This is a genomic window from Pseudomonas sp. OVF7, from assembly GCF_030644265.1.
Classification (GTDB): domain Bacteria; phylum Pseudomonadota; class Gammaproteobacteria; order Pseudomonadales; family Pseudomonadaceae; genus Aquipseudomonas; species Aquipseudomonas gorinensis.
Genome location: NZ_CP128996.1, coordinates 2605345 through 2619992, shown reverse-complemented (window position 1 = coordinate 2619992; position 14648 = coordinate 2605345). Strand labels below are relative to the sequence as shown.

Genomic DNA, 14648 nt, shown 5'->3' with positions numbered 1-14648 from the left:
CAAATGGCGGAGCGCGTTGGAGCTGTGATCCCGCCGGGCAAGGCGTGGGACGCAGGAAATGTCGTTTCCTTTTCAAGTCCCACAACGCAGCCCGGCGGGATCACAGCTCCAACCCGGAGGGCCGTGCCCCACAAAGCGCAATCCGTCGTTGCTCGTCGTTCATTTGAAGAAACCAAATCTCTCTCCTCGCGCCTAGTCTTGCGCTTTGTGGGGCGACGGCGCGCCCGCCATTTGCGGCGAACACCCCCTACTCGTCAGCGAGCGTTGCAGCCATTGCAGAAGCAGGTCGGCGAAGATGGCCAGGAGACTGACCAACACGGCGCCAACGATCAGCATCGACATGTCGCTGCGGCTGATGGAAGCCAGAATAAGTACACCCAGGCCGCCGGCGCCGATGGTGGCGGCGATGGTCATCACACCGATGTTCATCACCACGGCGGTGCGTACCCCGGCGAGGATCACCGGCACGGCGATGGGCAGTTCGACCATGCGCAGGCGCTGGCCGAAGGTCATGCCGATGCCTTTGGCGGCCTCGCGAATGCCCGGATCCACGCTTGTCAGGGCCAGGTAGGTGTTACGCATGATCGGCAACAGGGAATAGAGGAATACCGCGGTGATCGCTGGCATCGGCCCCAGGCCCTGGCCGAATTTGGAGTAGAACGGCAGCAGCAGGCCGAACAGCGCGATGGACGGTACGGTCAGCAGCACCGTGGCGCTGGCTTGCAGGGGGCCGGCGAGGGTTGGGAAGCGGGTCATCAGCACGCCGAGGGGCACGCCGACGACAATCGCGAGGATGACCGCGATGCCGACCAGGGTGATGTGCTGCCAGGTCAGGTGCAGGACTTGGGCCCAATCAAGATGGGAAAAGGCGTTCAGGAATTCCATGTCTTCTCCTTCTTAGTTGATCGGATGTTGGCGCAGGAAATCGGCGGCAACAGCGGATGGGCTTTCATGGTCGACGTCGACCCGCGCGTTCAACTCGCGCATGGTCTTGTCGTCGAACAGCGCGGCCAGGGGCTTGAGGTCAGCCTCCAGTTGCGGATGCGCGTCCAGGTAAACCTGGCGCACCACGGGGGCGGCGGTGTAGTCCGGGAAGTAGTGCTTGTCGTCTTCCAGCAGCTTCAATTTGAACGCGTTCAGGCGACCGTCAGTGGTGTAGACCAGGCCGGCAAACACCTGGCCATTACGCAGCGCGGTATAGACCAGGCCGGCGTCCATCTGCCGGGTATTTTTGCGCGTGAGGTTCATGTCATACAGCTTGACCATGCCGCCCATGCCGTCGGAACGGTTGGCGAATTCGGTGTCCAGGGCGACCAGGCGCGTGCCTTTGGTTTTCTCGGCCAAGGCTTGGGTCAGGTCACTGATGCTGTTGATCTGCGGGAACTCCTTGGCGACGTTCTCGGGCAGGGCCAACGCATAGGTGTTGCTGAATTTCGACGGCGACAGCCAGACCAGGCCTTTTTTCGCGTCGAGTTCTTTCACCCTGGCGTAGGACTGTGCGCTGTCGAGCTTCTCGTCGACGTGGTTGTAGGCCACCAGCGACACGCCGGTGTATTCCCAGATCAGGTCCAGTTGCCCGCTTTCCTGGGCACTGCGTGCCAGGTTGCTGCCCAGGCCACCGGTCACACGGGCGTCGTAACCCTTGGTGCGCAGGTACTGGGAGGTGATTTCGGCGAGCAGGGTCTGTTCGGTGAACACCCGGGCGCCGATGCGGATCACGGGTTTTTCAGCGGCTTGCGCAAAACCTGCAAACAGCAGGACGCAGCTCAATATCAGAGTCAGTTTTTTCATGTGATTTCCTTTGCCGAGCCTTAAGACGGACGCAACCCGCGTTCCAGCCAGAGGCGGCTGGCCATGGTCACCAGGCCGTCGAGCAGCAACGCCAGCAACGCGGTGCACGCGGCGCCGAGCATCAGTTGCGGCTGATTGTTCAGGGCGATGCCGGGGAAAATCAGGCTACCCAGGCTGTTGGCGCCAATCAGGAACGCCAGCGGCGCGGTACCGACGTTGATCGCCAGGGCCACGCGCACACCGCCGATGATGATCGGCACGGCGTTGGGCAATTCGACGCGAAACAGCACCTGGCGCGGGGTCATGCCGATGCCGGTGGCGGCTTCTTTCAGCGAGCCTTGAACGTTTTTGAGGCCTTCGTAGGTGTTGCGCACGATGGGCAGCAAGGAGGCGAGGAACAGCGCGAAGATGGCCGGGCCGCTGCCGATGCCGAGGACGCCGAGGGCGATGGCCAGTACGGCCAGGGGAGGGACGGTGTTGCCGATGTTGAAAATCTGCATGAAGCGTTCTGCGCGCCCGACCATGTTCGGTCGGCTGAGCAGGATACCGGCGGGGATGCCCACAATCAGGGCGGCCAGCATGGAGACCAGGACGAGAATCAGATGAGCTTGCAGGTAAAACAATAAATCGTCGCGGTACAGTTCGATCGTGTTGATGCCGATCCAGTGGACCAGCAGGGCCAGGAGAGCGACGACAACCGCTCCTCCTATCAGCCCTTTGCCATAGCGAATAGCCACAGGCGGACTCCTTTTTTCTTCTGTCGGCGAACACATTCCTTCGTGGCATGCCATTCCTGGCTGTCTTCGAATGTGGTCGCGAAAAGCAGCTTGCCAATGCCGGCAAAAGCGGCATGAGGTCAAGCCATGAGCGCAGCCTCGTCAGGCTAACTTGCTGATTTTTCAGCCCCTGTTCCGAGTGCGGTAGCAGGGGAGTGGACGTCTCTACCTTTTAAAAGGTTCCACACTTGGCAGTATTTAGCCACCCCCAATGGGGTGAACGGTGGTCCGCCAGCCTGGGTTTGCGCTATACTCGCCGCCCTTTTTTGACTCACCTGCCAGGCGATTTCCCATGACCCACCAGGCCGCCGAAGTCGCGAAACGCCGCACTTTCGCCATTATTTCCCACCCCGATGCCGGTAAAACCACCATCACCGAGAAGCTCTTGCTGATGGGCAAGGCAATCGCAGTGGCCGGCACGGTGAAATCCCGCAAATCTGACCGCCATGCCACCTCCGACTGGATGGAAATGGAAAAACAACGGGGTATTTCCATTACCACGTCGGTCATGCAGTTTCCGTATCGCGATCACATGATCAACCTGCTCGACACCCCGGGCCACGAAGACTTCTCCGAAGACACCTACCGCACCCTGACCGCGGTGGACTCGGCCTTGATGGTCCTCGACGGCGGTAAGGGCGTCGAGCCACGTACCATCGCCTTGATGGATGTGTGCCGCCTGCGTGATACGCCGATCGTCAGCTTTATCAACAAACTCGACCGCGATATCCGCGACCCGATCGAACTGCTCGATGAAATCGAAGCGGTCCTGAAGATCAAGGCTGCGCCGATCACCTGGCCGATTGGTTGCTACCGCGACTTCAAGGGCGTGTACCACCTGGCCGACGACTACATCATTGTCTACACCGCCGGCCACGGTCATGAACGTACGGATGTGAAAATCATCGAGAAGCTCGACTCCGACGAGGCCCGCGCCCACCTGGGTGACGAGTACGACCGTTTTGTCGACCAGTTGGAACTGGTGCAGGGTGCCTGCCATGAGTTCAACCAGCAGGAATTCCTCGACGGCCAGTTGACCCCGGTATTCTTCGGTACGGCCCTGGGCAACTTCGGGGTCGACCACGTGCTCGACGCCGTGGTGGACTGGGCGCCGCGCCCACTGCCACGCGTGGCCAACGAGCGCACCGTGGAACCGGTGGAAGAGAAGTTTTCAGGTTTCGTGTTCAAGATCCAGGCGAACATGGACCCCAAGCACCGCGACCGTATCGCCTTTATGCGCATCTGTTCCGGCCGATACGAAAAAGGCATGAAGATGCGCCACGTGCGTACCGGCAAGGACGTGCGTATCGGCGACGCCCTGACGTTCTTCTCCTCCGAGCGTGAGCAGCTTGAAGAAGCCTACGCTGGCGACATCATTGGCTTGCACAACCACGGCACTATCCAGATCGGCGACACCTTCACCGAAGGCGAAACGCTGGGCTTCACCGGCATCCCGCACTTCGCCCCGGAACTGTTCCGCCGTGTGCGCCTGCGCGACCCGCTGAAATCCAAGCAGTTGCGCCAAGGCTTGCAGCAATTGGCGGAAGAGGGCGCGACCCAAGTGTTCTTCCCCGAGCGCAGCAACGACATCATCCTCGGCGCTGTGGGCGTGCTGCAGTTCGATGTGGTCGCCAGCCGCTTGAAAGAGGAATACAAGGTTGAGTGCTCCTACGAGCCAATCACCGTGTATTCGGCGCGTTGGATCGACTGCAGCGATAAGAAGAAGCTGGAAGAGTTCTCCAACAAGGCTGTGGAAAACCTTGCGGTCGACGGCGGCGGTCACTTGACCTACCTGGCGCCGACACGGGTCAACCTGGCGCTGATGGAAGAGCGTTGGCCGGATGTGAAATTCCGGGCTACTCGCGAGCACCATTAAGGTCTGAGCGGTAAGGAGAAGGGCGAAGCTGTGATGGCTTCGCCCTTTTTTGTGGGACTTCCCGATGAGTGCCTATAGTGGCTTTCTAAATATTTATCTGTGGTTTTTTTCTTATAAAGCAGTAGTCCAATTCCTTCATATAAGTAGCTTTATTCTATTTCTTTGTTCGTCTTGATTTTCATGATGACAAGGGTTTTTCCTACGTCTAGCTTCTATGTCGCGCTACCCTATTTTATGGAGTAACTACAGATGGATAATGCTAATCCGGCAGCGGCGTTAAGAAGCGTGGAAGGAAGAGTCAATGAAAGGGTCGCTATTTTAGAACGCTACTACGATTTACTTTCACAAAGTTCTGCCGGTTTTGAACCGCCTAGTTCTAATGGCGGGTTCGAACCGTCAATGGAACTGCCGTTATTAAATGAGCCTATGCGCCAATTTCTTTCAGTAGCGACAGCGCAGTTTTTTGAGCTTGGAGAGTATAGGGACGTACCACTACGCTTGCTTGATCTGAGAGGAAATCCAAATACACAAACAACGAAAACACTTGCATCGACTCTGATAGTTGCTCGCGCTATCTGTCATATCCAGAAAACAGGGGAGAGGATTTTACTGTTTTCACCTTCCTCGGGAAATAAGGCAATAGCATTGCGCGACGCTGTACTGCGTGCCCTGCAAGCAAAATTGGTTGATGAAACACAACTGAGGATTATTACACTGACCCCAGCCCAAACTGTCGAAAAGCTTAGGTCTACAGAACTATATGACAACCCTAGGCTTCGTGCTCTAAATCCAATTTTCGTGCTAGATACGGACTCGCCAGAACGAGTGAAGGTGATCGGTCAGGGTTTTAAGGAGGCGTTTTCTAGGGCGGGGATCAGCGACCTAAAGTTATGGCATTCGCTACGCCTTGAAAACTACCGCTTTTCTGACCAAACCCGAGCGTTTTTTGACTTCGAATACGGAGACGCCTGGGATGTGGGCAGAAAAACAATACATGTGCATGCAGTCTCAAGCGCATATGGACTCTTAGGCTATTTGTCAGGCGTAAAATTTTTAAGGGAAAACAACCACGCTGTAGCATCGCCATCATTTCTATTGGTCCAGCATTTGGCTACAAGTGACATGGTACTCCACATGCTGGATGGTGATTTTTCCGGAACGTCTACGCCTCACTATTCACGTTTGGTCGGCGGACTATGGGGGCAATCAGCATCCCCACATTTTCCTGCTACGACTTGGAGTCCAAGTGAGGTCCTTGAACCAACTTTTTATACACATCAGCCTACTACTGCTGATGAGATGACTGCAGCAATAAGAGAAGGCGGCGGTTCAGGTATTGTTGTATCTCTTCATGAATGCTTGCAGCGTTATAGCGAGTGCGTGCAATTATTAGCGAATACGCCGGTGAAGCTACCCTCAGACCCTCGGGATCTCAAGGAGTGGTCATTAGTCATGGCGCTCTGCGGGTGTTTGAATGCAATTGATCGTGAATTATTAACGCCGAGTAACGGATGTACCATACATGCTTCTGGCTCCTACTCATGTCAGGATTATAAACGCATCCCTGCAAATGGTTTGACTTATATAAACACTGCTGAAGAAATGCTGGCGTTTTTTCGCTAGCGTTAATCATAAAGTTGGGTTGTGAGTATGTCGGTAGATAAGTTATGCCATTTTCGCGTTGTCAAAGGGTACTCTATATTAGGTGAAGAGGCTGAAATTACATATGTGGGTGTCAGAGAGGGTTTGGTCTATATTGCGCCGTTTATAGAAGAGCGTTTTTTCGAACGCTCATCTGTAGTCCGCCAAGGCGCTTTTGAATGGAGAGAGCTTGAATGCTTTCTGCAAATAGTCAAAAGCGAGATGTTATGTCTAATGGCCCCTAAGACGATCATTAGCCACTTTGCGCTGGACGGTGATGTTGTGGGGGTAAGTCGTATCCATCAGGCGGTTGATGTGTCTGGACCCTGGGATGACATAAAGAGCCAGCTGTCTAAAAGAGAGGGTAAGCGGCGAGAGCAATGTGTCGCTCAGGGATTTCATTACAATGTTTCGTTTGAAGATCATGATTTTTTTAAGTTTTATCACTCGATGCATTTGCCAACGATGAAGAGTCGCTATGGAGATCTGGCGCGTAGCGTCGAGGAAAAAGAAGCATACGCTCGCTTGTTCAAACAAGGTGTGTTGTTTCGGATATACGATGCCAAGGAGTGGGTCGCGGGAAGCGTTTCGCAAATTGATAAGTCTGGTCGGATACTAAATGCGCGGCTAATCGGAGTTAAAAATGGGAGCGGTACTTATCGAGTTAACGGCTCTCAAAACTTTGTTTATCACTCAATTATAGAGTGGGCGGCGAATAATTCAGCTATTGACTATGTTGATTTTCAGGGGTGCGAGCCATTTCTGACTAAGGGGACGTTTCAATATAAGAAACGGTTTGGTACGAAAGCTGTTATTCCGGAAAATAATTTCGGTGATTGGCGTTTGCTTATTCGGATGGCAGCACTTAGCCCCTCAGTCAGGTATTTTTTAATAAATAACCCTCTGTTAATAGAGGCTGGGTGTAAGTCGTTAAAGGCGCTATATTTTTACGATGCAAATAATGTTGCGCGCTTAGATATTCCGTTCGAGTCAAGAGGAATAGATGGGGCGGTGTTTCGGGATTTGGATTCGCTATATGGTTAGGTTTAATTTCTTTGCCTCTCGACTTAACCCTTATTTCAGTCAAGTGGCTTGGGTGCTTGCATCACTGATTTTTATTAATCGAGTGAGCGCCATGGTCAAGCTGTTTATGGCGCTGTATCTCCGTCAAATTCTGGGTTTGCCTATTGAATGGGTCGGCTGGTTGTTGTCGGGTTATGGTGTCGGCCTTTTAGTAGGTTCGTTGGGTGGGGGCTTATTAAGTGATCATGTCCCTTGCGCAAAACTTACTCTAATACTTTTATTCGGATGTGGCATCGTACTGGTTCTCTTGGGGCTTAGTACGAATTTGTATGTGCTTGCTGGGCTTCTGGTATTAGGCGGTGTATTTGATGGGGCCATTCGAACGCTGCACCAACGTTTAATTATGGAATATTGTGACGTGATGGAAAGGCCTCGGGCCCAGGCATTGAATCGCGTCGCAGCGAATTTAGGAATGGCGGTTGCAGGGGTGATGGGCGGTGCATTAGCACAAATCGACTTTCGATGGTTGTTTTTTGTCAGTGCTGCGGTGATGTTTTCTGGGCTTCTGTGGTTTGCCTATTCGATTTTACATAGAGCTGTAGAAGTGCCGTGTGTTCCAGACGACTTCAATAAAACTTCCCAAAAGCCCTACAGAGACCGATCTTTTCTCTGGCTATTGGCGGCCAGCGTTTTACTTGGACTTGCCTTTGAACCGATCTACAGCATGCTTGGGAATTACTTGATTGACTACTATCACCTCGGTGCGGACTTTATAGGATGGCAATTTGCATTGAATGCTGGATTGATTGTGGTGCTGCAAATTCCAATTTCTCACTGGACTGAGCGCTGGGGGGCTCGTCGCCAGATTTTAACCGGCAGTCTGCTGCTTGCTGTTGGGCTAAGTATGTTGCCTTTTGGCTCTCACCCATTTTATGTTTTTATATCAACTGCACTTTGGACGCTTGGCGAAATTCTGTTTTTGCCGACCCTCAGCGTACTTGTTATGCAGTTTGCGCAATCTGGTAAAAGCGGGCATTACTTCGGTCTTTTTTCTGTTTGCTGGAGTGCCAGTGCCGTTTTTGGTCCGGCATTGGGCGGACAAATTTACGGTTTGTTCGGTGGGCATAGCATTTGGGTGGTAACAGCTACATTGGCAATGTGTTCAATGCCCTTTATCTATCAAGCCACTCGTTTCGAACCCGAACCCTTATAGATTCCTGGTATTTATGGAGACGCGTTGGCCGGATGTGAAATTCCGCGCGACCCGCGAGCACCATTAATTCCTGAGCGTCGCCAAACAGAATGTGGGAGGGGGGCTTGCCCCCGATAGCAGTGTGTCAGCCCGTACATTGGGGGCTGGCACTCCGCCATCGGGGGCAAGCCCCCTTTCACATTTTTGCTTTCGACCAGGCAGGGGATTGGCAAGAATCCGGCATCGGGACTAGCGTCAACGCTGGCGGTACTAAACGGCCGCCGTGCGCGATTCACCTACTGACCGGACGGAATCAACCATGAATATTGTTCAACGCTTAGTGTTGTTGCTGAAGGTACTGGTGCTGTTGTCGTTGGGGATGTCGACGGCCTGGGCACATAACCCGGTGCAGAGTGGGGCGGCAGTGTCTGCGGCGCAGAGTGGGCATGGCAAGGTCCTGCAACTGGCCAAGTCCGAAGCGGAGCCAGGCGACGAGGGCCAAGGTGGCAGCAAGGACGATGACGACTCCACCACCGACGAGCCGGACGATGATAACCCGGATGATGAAGGCGATAGCCAGACGTAGACCTGGCAAAAAAAAAGCCCCTCCCGCCCGGTTGATGCGCAACCTGACGGGAGGGGCTGTAGAACGCGTTAGCCCCCAACCTCTGTAGGAGCGAGCTTGCTCGCGAAAAAACGGAGAGCGCCACGATAAACCTGAAAAGGCTGCGTTATCGTTGACGATCTTCGCGAGCAAGCTCGCTCCTACAAGAGGGTGGGGCTGCTTCAGGCCACGAATTGCTCCGCGTAGTGGCATGCCACCTGACGGTTATCCAACGGCCGCAACAGCGGCTCCTCACTGCTGCAACGCTCGGTCGCGTACGGGCAGCGCTTGTGGAAAGCGCAGCCAGGCGGCGGATTCAGCGGGTTAGGCAGCTCGCCAACGATCTTGATCTTCGGCTTGTTCGGGTCCGGGTGGATGGTTGGGGTGGCCGACAGGAGTGCCTGGGTGTAAGGGTGCAGAGGCCTGGCGTAGATGTCTTCCTTGGGGCCCACTTCCACCGGGCGGCCGAGGTACATCACCATCACGTCATCGGCCACGTGCTGCACCACCGCCAGGTTGTGGGAGATGAACACATAGGCGGTGTTGAATTCCTGCTGCAAATCCATGAACAGGTTGAGCACCTGGGCCTGGATCGATACGTCCAGTGCGGAGGTCGGCTCATCCGCCACCAGCACTTTGGGTTGCAGCATCATGGCGCGGGCCAGGGCGATGCGCTGGCGCTGGCCACCGGAGAACATGTGCGGGTAGCGCTGGTAATGCTCAGGGCGCAGGCCCACCTGCTTCATCATCGCCTGGACCTTTTCGCGACGTTCGGCGGCGGACAGGTGGGTGTTGATCAGCAGCGGCTCGCCCAGTTGATCACCGACCTTCTGGCGGGGGTTCAACGAGGCATACGGGCTCTGGAACACCATCTGCACGTCTTTGCGCAATTGCTTGCGTTGGGCCTTGTCGGCGCCGGCGACTTCCTGGCCGGCGATTTTCAGGGACCCCGAGGACGGTTCTTCAATCAGCGTCAGCGCGCGGGCCAGGGTGGATTTGCCGCAACCGGATTCGCCCACGACCGCAAGGGTCTTGCCGGCTTCCAGCTCGAACGACACACCATTGAGCGCGCGTACCAGTGCGTGGCCCTTGAACAGGCCACGGGACACTTCGTAGTGACGGGTCAGGTCGCGGGCGGTAAGAACGACGGCCATTACGCCACCTCCTGGTTCAAGGGGTAGAAGCAGCGCGCTAGGCTGTTGGATTTAGGGTCAAGACCTGGGCGGGTCTGGCGGCAGCTTTCCTGCACGTACGGGCAGCGCGGCGACAGCAGGCAACCCTGCGGGCGGTCATAGCGGCCGGGCACGATACCCGGCAGCGTGGCCAGGCGCGTGGCGCCGAGGCTGTGCTCGGGGATCGCCTTGAGCAGCGCTTCGCTGTAGGGGTGTGCCGGGATGTCGAACAGTTGCGGCACCTGGCCGACTTCCACCGCCTGGCCGGCGTACATCACACACACACGCTGGGCGGTTTCCGCCACGACGGCGAGGTCGTGGGTGATCAGCACCAGGCCCATGTTCTGCTCTTTCTGCAACGCCAGCAGCAGGTCCATGATCTGCGCCTGGATGGTCACGTCCAATGCGGTGGTCGGTTCGTCGGCGATCAGCAACTTGGGCTCGCCGGCAATCGCCATGGCGATGGCCACACGCTGGCTCATACCGCCGGACAGTTGGTGCGGGTAGGCGTCCATCCGGCTGGCAGCGCCTGGGATCTCAACCTTTTCCAACAGCTCAATAGCGCGCTTGCGTGCTTGCTTGCCGGACATTTTCAAGTGCAGGCGCAGCACTTCTTCAATCTGGAAACCCACGGTGTAGCTGGGGTTCAGCGCGGTCATCGGGTCCTGGAACACCATTGCCAGGTCTTTGCCGACGATTTGGCGGCGCTGGCGGTTGCTCAGCTTGAGCATGTCCTTGCCGTCGAAGTTCAGGGCGTCGGCAGTGACGATGCCGGGGTGCTCGATCAGGCCCATCAGCGCCATCATGGTCACGGATTTACCCGAGCCAGACTCGCCAACGATTGCCAGTACTTCGCCTTTGTCGACACTGATGTCGAGGCCATCGACCACCGGCACGGCGGTCTTGTCGCCGAAGCGCACGTTGAGATTCTTGATTTCTAACAGTGACATGGGAATCTCCTCAGGCGGCGTTCTTGAGTTTCGGGTCCAGCGCATCGCGCAGGCCGTCACCCATCAAGTTGATTGCCAGCACGCTGAGCAAAATGGTCAAGCCAGGCAGGCTCACCACCCACCAGGCGCGTTCGATGTAGTCACGGGCCGAAGCCAGCATGGTGCCCCACTCCGGGGTTGGCGGTTGTACGCCAAGGCCGAGGAAGCCCAGGGCCGCGGCATCGAGGATCGCCGAGGAGAAACTCAGGGTGGCCTGTACGATCAGCGGTGCCATGCAGTTAGGCAGCACGGTGATGAACATCAGGCGTGGCAGGCCGGCGCCGGCCAGGCGTGCGGCGGTCACGTAGTCGCGGTTCAGTTCGCCCATCACCGCAGCACGGGTCAGGCGGACATAGGACGGCAAGGACACGATCGCAATGGCGATCACGGTGTTGATCAGGCCAGGGCCGAGGATCGCGACAATGGCAACCGCCAGCAGCAGGGACGGCAGGGCCAGCATGATGTCCATCAGGCGCATGATGGTCGGGCCCAGCAGGCGCGGGAAGAATCCGGCGAACAGACCCAGCAGGATGCCCGGGATCAGCGACATCACCACCGACGACAAGCCGATCAGCAGCGACAGGCGCGAACCCTGGATCAGGCGCGAGAGCAAGTCACGGCCCAGTTCGTCGGTGCCGAGCAGGAACTGGATCTGCCCGCCTTCCAGCCATGACGGCGGGGTCAGCAGGAAGTCGCGGTACTGCTCGCTCGGGTTATGCGGCGCCACCCAAGGGGCGAAGAGCGCGCAGAACACGATCAGCAACATGAACAGCAGGCCGGCGACCGCGCCTTTGTTCTTGGAGAAGGCTTGCCAGAATTCTTTGTACGGGGACGGATACAGCAGGCTTTGATCGACTGCTGACACGGGAGTAGGTGTGGTCATGGTCATGATCTCAGCGCTGGTGACGGATGCGTGGGTTGGCGAAGCCGTAGAGGATATCCACCACGAAGTTCACCAGGATCACCAGGCAGGCGATCAGCAGGATGCCGTTTTGCACCACCGGGTAGTCCCGCGCGCCAATGGCTTCGATCAGCCATTTGCCGATGCCGGGCCACGAGAAGATGGTTTCGGTCAAAACCGCACCGGCCAGCAGGGTGCCGACTTGCAGGCCAACCACGGTCAGCACCGGGATCAGCGCGTTACGCAGGCCGTGGACGAACACCACGCGTGCAGGCGACAGGCCTTTGGCCTTGGCGGTACGGATGTAGTCTTCGCGCAGCACTTCGAGCATCGACGAACGGGTCATCCGCGCGATCACTGCCAAAGGGATGGTGCCGAGCACGATGGCCGGCAGGATCAGGTGGTGCAGCGCATCCCAGAAGGCGTCCGGCTCGTCAGCCAGCAGGGTGTCGATCAGCATGAAGCCGGTGCGCGGCTCGATGTCGTAGAGCAGGTCGATACGCCCGGAAACCGGGGTCCAGCCCAGGCTTACCGAGAAGAACATGATCAGGATCAGGCCCCACCAGAAGATCGGCATCGAATATCCCGCCAGGGAGATGCCCATCACCCCATGGTCGAACAGGGATCCTCGCTTCAGGGCCGCGATCACCCCGGCCAACAGGCCCAGGATGCCGGCGAACAACAGGGCGGCCATGGACAGTTCCAGGGTCGCCGGGAAGAGGGCGGTGAACTCGGTCCACACGCTGGTCCGCGTGCGCAGCGATTCGCCAAGGTCGCCATGGGCGAGCTTGCCCACATAGTCCAGGTATTGCGCATACAGCGGCTTGTTAAGGCCGAGGCGTTCCATTGCCTGTGCGTGCATCTCGGGGTCGACGCGTCGCTCGCCCATCATGACTTCGACGGGGTCGCCGGGGATCATGCGAATCAACGCAAATGTCAGCAACGTGATGCCGAAAAACGTGGGGATCAATAACCCCAATCGGCGGGCAATAAAACTAAACATCTTGTGGTGTACCTCAATCAGCCGGTTAGGCAAGTCCGGCACCGTCAAGGTCGACGGTGCCGAGCGTTTTTCTTATTTACTTCACCTGGGTGGTGGCGAAGTTATTGGTACCTAGAGGGCTTTGGGTAAAGCCTTCTACGTTTTTGCGCATGGCGGTGAACAGTTTCGGGTAAGCCATGGGAAGCCATGGTTGGTCCTTGTCGAAAACGTCCTGTGCCTGTTCATAGAGTGCAGCGCGCTGGGCGGGTTCAGTGAGGGCACGCGCCTTGTCGATCAGGTCCTGAAATTCTTTATTGCACCAACGGGCGTAGTTTTCGCCGTTCTTGGCCGCATCGCAACTCAGGTTGGGCGTAAGGAAGTTATCCGGGTCGCCGTTATCACCTACCCAGCCTGCGGAAACCATGTCGTGCTCACCGGCTTTGGCGCGCTTGAGCATTTCGCCCCACTCCATGACCTTGATGTTGACCTTCAGGCCAACCTGGGCCAGATCCGCCTGCATACGCTGGGCGCCCATCATTGGGTTGGGGTTGGTCGGGCCGCCGTTGGCGCGAGTGAACAGGGTGAACTCGGTACCCTCCGGCACGCCGGCTTCCTTGAGCAGGGCACGAGCCTTGTCCAGGTCACGTGGCGGGTTTTTCAACTTGTCGCTGAAGCCCAGCAGTGTTGGCGGATACGGGCCGGTGCCCACGACTGCGTTACCTTCGCCAAACAGTGCTTTCGTATAGCCGGCCTTGTCGAACGCGATGTTGATCGCGTGGCGTACCCGCGCGTCGCTCATGTATTTGTGGGTGGTGTTCAAGGCAGTGTAGCTGGTGGTCATCGCCGCCAGTTCATCGACCTTCAGGTTCGGGTCTTTCTTGATGCTTGGGATGTCATCCGGCTTCGGATACAGCGCGATCTGGCATTCGTTGGCCTTGAGCTTCTGCAGGCGCACGTTGTTGTCGGTGGTGATCGCCAGGATCAGCGGGTCGGCCGGCGGCTTGCCACGGAAGTAGTCCGGGTTGGCCTTGAAACGCACTTGGGCGTCCTTGGCGTAGCGGGTGAAGATGAACGGGCCGGTGCCGATGGGCTTGGCATTGAGGTCATCGGTCTTGCCGGACTTGAGCAACTGGTCGGCGTATTCGGCAGAGTGAATCGAGGAAAACGCCATGGCCAGGTCGGCCAGGAACGGTGCTTCAGGGCGGGTCAGGGTGAAGACCACGGTGTGGTCGTCAGTCTTCTCGACGCTCTTGAGCAGTTCCTTGAAGCCCATGCTTTCGAAGTAGGGGTAGCCCACGTTGGACTTGGTGTGCCACGGGTGTTTCGGGTCCAGTTGGCGCTGGAAGCTCCAAAGCACGTCGTCGGCGTTCAGGTTGCGCGTGGGTTTGAAGTAGTCGGTGGTGTGGAACTTGATGTCGTCACGCAGGTGGAAGGTGTAGGTCAGGCCATCGGCGCTGATCTCCGGCAGGGCCTTGGCCAGTGCGGGAATCACTTCGGTGGTGCCGGGCTTGAAGTCCACCAGGCGGTTGAACATGGTTTCAGCGGCGGCGTCAGCTGTGACGGCGGTGGTGTACAGGACCGGGTCGAAACCTTCCGGGCTGGCTTCGGTGCAGACCACCAGCGGTTTGGCCGAAACGCCGATCGCAACGCTCAACAGCGCAGCGGCAATAGCGGCTTGTAGCGGGAGCATTTTCATTCGGA

13 protein-coding genes are annotated in these 14648 nt (G+C 57.1%); 5 read left to right on the top strand and 8 right to left on the bottom strand.

Annotated elements, in window-relative coordinates:
- Window positions 1-192: 192 nt before the first annotated feature.
- From QU606_RS11950 to QU606_RS11940, 3 genes are read right to left on the bottom strand one after another with little or no spacing between them, the layout of a single operon-like run.
- Entirely contained in the window at window positions 193-885 is a 693-nt protein-coding gene (locus tag QU606_RS11950) for an ABC transporter permease (protein ID WP_168232455.1), read from the bottom strand.
- 12 nt (window positions 886-897) lie between these two features.
- Window positions 898-1791 carry a glycine betaine ABC transporter substrate-binding protein gene (locus QU606_RS11945; protein WP_069075193.1) on the bottom strand — a complete coding sequence of 298 codons (894 nt, stop codon included), beginning with the start codon at window positions 1789-1791 and terminating at the stop codon, window positions 898-900.
- A 20-nt stretch (window positions 1792-1811) separates the two neighbouring features.
- Window positions 1812-2564 carry an ABC transporter permease gene (locus tag QU606_RS11940; RefSeq protein ID WP_370531114.1) on the bottom strand — a complete coding sequence of 251 codons (753 nt, stop codon included), beginning with the start codon at window positions 2562-2564 and terminating at the stop codon, window positions 1812-1814.
- 295 nt (window positions 2565-2859) lie between these two features.
- On the opposite strand from QU606_RS11940, the gene QU606_RS11935 reads away from it, so the two are divergent.
- The 5 genes from QU606_RS11935 to QU606_RS11915 all read left to right on the top strand — a co-directional run bounded on the left by QU606_RS11935 (window position 2860) and on the right by QU606_RS11915 (window position 8885).
- Complete coding sequence (locus QU606_RS11935) at window positions 2860-4443, top strand: peptide chain release factor 3 (RefSeq protein ID WP_024073408.1); 1584 nt, start codon at window positions 2860-2862, stop codon at window positions 4441-4443.
- Between the two features lie 249 nt (window positions 4444-4692).
- The gene (locus QU606_RS11930; protein WP_277379140.1) at window positions 4693-6066 is read left to right on the top strand and encodes a DUF6002 family protein; all 1374 of its coding nucleotides are present in this window, start codon (window positions 4693-4695) and stop codon (window positions 6064-6066) included.
- A 27-nt stretch (window positions 6067-6093) separates the two neighbouring features.
- The gene (locus QU606_RS11925) at window positions 6094-7128 is read left to right on the top strand and encodes a hypothetical protein (RefSeq protein WP_304998411.1); all 1035 of its coding nucleotides are present in this window, start codon (window positions 6094-6096) and stop codon (window positions 7126-7128) included.
- The gene (locus QU606_RS11920; RefSeq protein ID WP_304998410.1) at window positions 7121-8320 is read left to right on the top strand and encodes an MFS transporter; all 1200 of its coding nucleotides are present in this window, start codon (window positions 7121-7123) and stop codon (window positions 8318-8320) included. Before QU606_RS11925 ends, QU606_RS11920 begins: the two co-directional genes overlap by 8 nt.
- Before the next feature lie 298 nt (window positions 8321-8618).
- Complete coding sequence (locus QU606_RS11915) at window positions 8619-8885, top strand: hypothetical protein (protein ID WP_024073409.1); 267 nt, start codon at window positions 8619-8621, stop codon at window positions 8883-8885.
- Between the two features lie 200 nt (window positions 8886-9085).
- On the opposite strand, the gene QU606_RS11910 is transcribed toward QU606_RS11915, so the two are convergent.
- The 5 genes from QU606_RS11910 to QU606_RS11890 form a co-directional block, all read right to left on the bottom strand.
- Entirely contained in the window at window positions 9086-10057 is a 972-nt protein-coding gene (locus tag QU606_RS11910) for a peptide ABC transporter ATP-binding protein (RefSeq protein WP_102624186.1), read from the bottom strand.
- Window positions 10057-11025 (bottom strand): ABC transporter ATP-binding protein, encoded by a 969-nt coding sequence (locus QU606_RS11905; RefSeq protein WP_024073411.1) that lies wholly within the window; start codon window positions 11023-11025, stop codon window positions 10057-10059. Before QU606_RS11905 ends, QU606_RS11910 begins: the two co-directional genes overlap by 1 nt.
- 10 nt (window positions 11026-11035) lie before the next feature.
- The gene (locus QU606_RS11900) at window positions 11036-11947 is read right to left on the bottom strand and encodes an ABC transporter permease subunit (RefSeq protein ID WP_026139829.1); all 912 of its coding nucleotides are present in this window, start codon (window positions 11945-11947) and stop codon (window positions 11036-11038) included.
- A gap of 10 nt (window positions 11948-11957) precedes the next feature.
- The gene (locus QU606_RS11895; RefSeq protein ID WP_003215992.1) at window positions 11958-12968 is read right to left on the bottom strand and encodes an ABC transporter permease subunit; all 1011 of its coding nucleotides are present in this window, start codon (window positions 12966-12968) and stop codon (window positions 11958-11960) included.
- A 76-nt stretch (window positions 12969-13044) separates the two neighbouring features.
- Window positions 13045-14643: an ABC transporter substrate-binding protein gene (locus tag QU606_RS11890; protein WP_304998409.1), complete on the bottom strand. Its 1599-nt coding sequence runs from the start codon at window positions 14641-14643 to the stop codon at window positions 13045-13047.
- Between the last annotated feature and the right edge of the window lie 5 nt (window positions 14644-14648).